The organism is Psychromonas sp., assembly GCF_041586535.1.
Taxonomy (GTDB): Bacteria; Pseudomonadota; Gammaproteobacteria; order Enterobacterales; family Psychromonadaceae; genus Psychromonas.
In genome coordinates this window covers 1-3,802 of sequence record NZ_JBFGZY010000213.1, presented here as the reverse complement: position 1 = coordinate 3,802, position 3,802 = coordinate 1, and the positions used below count along the sequence as shown (strand labels likewise).

At 40.3% G+C, this 3,802-nt stretch carries 4 protein-coding genes; 2 read left to right on the top strand and 2 right to left on the bottom strand.

Annotated features, from left to right (window positions below):
• Positions 1 to 144: 144 nt before the first annotated feature.
• Complete coding sequence (gene pgl, locus ABZA00_RS16600) at positions 145 to 870, bottom strand: 6-phosphogluconolactonase (protein ID WP_372883265.1); 726 nt, start codon at positions 868 to 870, stop codon at positions 145 to 147.
• 552 nt (positions 871 to 1,422) lie between these two features.
• On the opposite strand from pgl, the gene ABZA00_RS16595 reads away from it, so the two are divergent.
• On the top strand, positions 1,423 to 2,370 hold the full coding sequence (locus ABZA00_RS16595; RefSeq protein WP_372883264.1) for a bifunctional precorrin-2 dehydrogenase/sirohydrochlorin ferrochelatase: 948 nt from the start codon (positions 1,423 to 1,425) through the stop codon (positions 2,368 to 2,370).
• 83 nt (positions 2,371 to 2,453) lie between these two features.
• Here ABZA00_RS16595 and ABZA00_RS16590 read toward each other — a convergent pair whose 3' ends face one another.
• Positions 2,454 to 3,248, bottom strand: coding sequence for an LEA type 2 family protein (locus tag ABZA00_RS16590; protein ID WP_372883263.1), 795 nt, complete (start codon positions 3,246 to 3,248; stop codon positions 2,454 to 2,456).
• 196 nt (positions 3,249 to 3,444) lie between these two features.
• Here ABZA00_RS16590 and ABZA00_RS16585 point away from each other — a divergent pair, with 196 nt between their 5' ends.
• Positions 3,445 to 3,666: a hypothetical protein gene (locus ABZA00_RS16585; protein WP_372883262.1), complete on the top strand. Its 222-nt coding sequence runs from the start codon at positions 3,445 to 3,447 to the stop codon at positions 3,664 to 3,666.
• The last annotated feature ends 136 nt before the right edge of the window (positions 3,667 to 3,802 follow it).

The following is a 3,802-nucleotide window of genomic DNA, read 5'->3' as shown; positions in this document are numbered from 1 at the left end:
GGATCATGTGGCGGTGCTGCGCTAGATGCCCTGACGACTTATATCGAGCAACAAAATAGACCTAAGTAACGTTAATGCTTCGCAACAATGATTTTCATCACCGCCATGAATGACGGTGTTTTTCATCTAAATGGATAAATGCAGTTAATCTTGTCTGTGCATTAACAGTTTTGCGGATTCCAGATTTAAATAATACTGAGTTTGCCCTGTTGCCGCTGTTATTTTGGCTGCGGGATAACGATAACTCTCTGCCGGCTCATTATGAATTTTATCAATAATATCGGCTTTACTCTCACCGAGTACTAAATAAGTAATATGCTTGCTGTTTTCAATCAGGTAGGCGCTTTTTGATATCCGTAACTGCCCACTTTGAGGGTGTTTCGCAACGACAGTTAAATGGGTATCCAAATAGTCAGTTTGCCCGGGGAAAAGAGATGCTGTATGACCATCGCCCCCCATCCCTAAAATAACCCAATCAAACTGTGGTCTGCCATTAACTTCAGCAACATATTCTTTTATCTCCGCCGCATAGCGAATTGCTTCCAGATACGGATCTTTTTCCCCCTGAACAGAGTGTATATTTTCTGCGGGAATAGCCACTTTATCCAATAATAATTTTTTACACTGGCCAAAATTACTTTCCGGATCATAGGCCGCGACACAGCGCTCATCCCCCCACCAAAAATGCAGTTTCTGCCAATTTATTTTTTCAGCGTAAGCTGATTGCGCTAAATAGTTAAATAACAGTATCGGGGTTAAACCACCAGGTAAGGAGACATGACTTACTTTCGCCTGCAGGCTTAACAGCAGAAATTCTTTTGCAAGTTGCTCAAGCAATAATTGGGTTGATGAGAAAATTGTAAAACGCATTTTATAACTCACAGTAGTCAGTATCGGTTAAATTGTTACAAGGCGGACGCTTTGGTCACCCGGATTTAATAATTGCTAAGTTTGTATCCCACAGATACTGGAAACCTGTAGATGCAGGGAACATTAACGTGTTATATAACTGAATATGGCTGTACAAAGTGCCAATAAACTCTTACTCACTCGCCTTTATATAAACAGTGTCTCACCTCTTTGGCTTAAATCCAATGAAAAATACGTATAACTCTCTAATTATTCAGTATTTTTTAACTGATTATCACGAAAGTCGATAGCGATTCCCTGCGCAGCAAAAGCACAACCTGATAGTTGTAGAGCAGAAAAAACTGTATCTCTTGAAGGGGTAGTTTGCGGGCAATAAGTTAAGTTTCGCAAGCTGTCACGGTTAACGGCGGCCTCCTCGCCTTTGCCCCACTATCTATTTCTCTTTTCATTGGTGTATTATGCTATCCCTGAAAATAAATACGCTTAGTTATTCCTGAAAAGGGGTTAATACAACGTGTTACCTTCCTTACAATAATAAAATAAGGCAATATAATGGATTATTTTCCAATTTTTTTAGATGCTCAAAAACTTAATGCCGTGGTGATAGGTGGCGGCAATGTTGCTGCGCGCAAGATTGAACTGTTACTCAAATCAAAGGCAAAAATTACCGTGGTCAGTCCGGTAGTGAAAGAGAGTGTGCAGGCATTATTGACCGACAGGCAGATCACCTGGATTAAAGCGGAATATGCCCCTCATTTTTTGGATAGTTTTCAATTAGTGATTGCAGCAACCAATATTAGAGCGGTCAATATCGCCATTTCCGATGCAGCCAATCAACGCGGGATGCTGGTTAATGTAGTTGATGATCCTGCACTATGTAATTACATCACACCGGCCATCATCGACCGTGAACCGATGATTATCGCCTTATCCAGCTCGGGTAATGCACCGATATTATTGCAGATGCTAAAGTCACAAATAGAGCAGATGCTGCCCGCCGGTTATGGCAAATTAGCCCGGTTTTGTGGCCGCTACCGTATTGAAGTTCAGGCAAAGATTAAGCAATTTTCTGAACGCAAACTGTTTTGGAAAAAAGTATTGGAAGGTGATGTTGCCAAACAGATATTAGCAGGGGATGAGCAGCAAGCTGCAGCGCTTTTTAAGCAGGCATTAACCACTAAACAGTTTCAGGAAAACGGCACTATCACTGTGATAAAAGTTTATGACCAGCAGCCTGACAACTTAACCCTGCAGGCATATCAAAAACTACAGCAGGCTGATACGATATTTTTAGACACAAATATTACTCCATTATTCTTTGATTACGGCCGGCGTGATGCGGATAAATACCGGACAATTGATCCGTACAAAGCTGAAATATTACAACGCGATAACAAACAGGTGGTGATTATTGCAAAGCACACAACTCAATTGGATAAAACCTTAAACACTGAACTTTCTGTAACAGAAATTATTTGCGGGCGTGTCAAGCAGCCTTAATGAACTTATCCGGTCACTTATGAAAAGGGAGCGGCAATGCTGCAGCTCTCTTTTTTTATCATGCTGATATCTTGAAAAACAACTTAAAAAAGTGCACTCAAATCCAGAGATTGATCATGAGATTTTGTGAACAACGGACTGCTTACTTCAAAGTGTAAAGGCAGTTTAGGGCTGGCCAGCAAACCAAATACGCTTGTGAACAGATCGTTAGGTTTAATACTTAAGGGCAGCTCAAGGTTATTTTTTCCTTCCGCTATTTTATTATTTTTAAGATCCCCGTTAAACAATGCTTTATCGCCAGTGGATACTGAATAACTCAGACTATCCAGAGGCAGGGAAAAATTATTCTGGTTATCAACATCCACACTCAATACAATATCTAACTGACTGAAACTCGCATTGACAACTTTGATATCACGAATCTTAATTTCAGGTGCATACAGAGTAGCAGATTTCTCAAAAGGAATCGCTAACCCCATAGTTTGTACGCTGCCCTTAACCTGATAATCGAGCTTTTTCTCCTTCAACAACAATTGTTGCAATGCGCTTAAGCTCTCTTTAGTCAAATCCAGCGAGAGGGTGACATCTTTATTCGCATTTGCCGGCAGTGTGCCTATCTCCTTGGTCTGCCCGGCTAACATCTGTTTATTATTAAGCGAAAGACTGTAACTCACTGCACTGATTGGAATAGAAAAACTGTTCTTATTGGCAATATTCACCGTAGGATTTAACTCGATTCCGTCCATTGAAACCTTACCGACTGAAATCGATTGATAGGTCACCTCAGGTTGCTGGACATAATTTTTTAACTCTTTTTGCAATGTAGAACATGCAGACAGCAAAACCAATAATGAAACTGTCAGTGCTTTTTTAATCATAACGACTCCTATTTTTAAAGTCAGAGCCAGGAAAAATAACTGCAGCTCTGTTTGTATAGTCCCACTATATACAGCTAGTTTCTTTTTTAGCAATGACTATTTACATAATGTTGCTCTTTTCAGCTCCACCAACCAACATAAGAAATTGATTTAAAGGTAAAATAATCCAGACTGGTCTGTGATTAAAAAGAGCGCTATGAAGAGATTAGGCGTAGCGCAGGAGGTGACCGGTTCCTGCCATATTCTATCCTTCAATGGCCACAGAGTATTGCTCGATTGCGGCCTGGTTCAAGGCAGTAAAAAGGATGCCAGGCGCAATTATGCTAAAAAGATGCTGCAACTGCGTGATAGTCAGAGAGTTATACCAAATCCGATAACTATCTACTCATTTATACTTGCTAAAATGAATGCTGGCTAGACATAAAACTACGTTTTAGTCTTTGTTATTGATTTGATTCAGAACGTCCTGTTCTTCACCACTTTGTGGCCAGCTAAAGCTGTTCAAAATCGTTCCATACGATTTTGTGTAATTAGAACAACTAGTTACTGCAATC

Coding starts and splice junctions, on each gene's coding strand:
- ABZA00_RS16585 (WP_372883262.1), top strand. CDS start 3,445: ATGAAGAGATTAGGCGTAGCGCAGGAGGTGACCGGTTCCTGCCATATT.
- ABZA00_RS16590 (WP_372883263.1), bottom strand. CDS start 3,248: ATGATTAAAAAAGCACTGACAGTTTCATTATTGGTTTTGCTGTCTGCA.
- ABZA00_RS16595 (WP_372883264.1), top strand. CDS start 1,423: ATGGATTATTTTCCAATTTTTTTAGATGCTCAAAAACTTAATGCCGTG.
- pgl (WP_372883265.1), bottom strand. CDS start 870: ATGCGTTTTACAATTTTCTCATCAACCCAATTATTGCTTGAGCAACTT.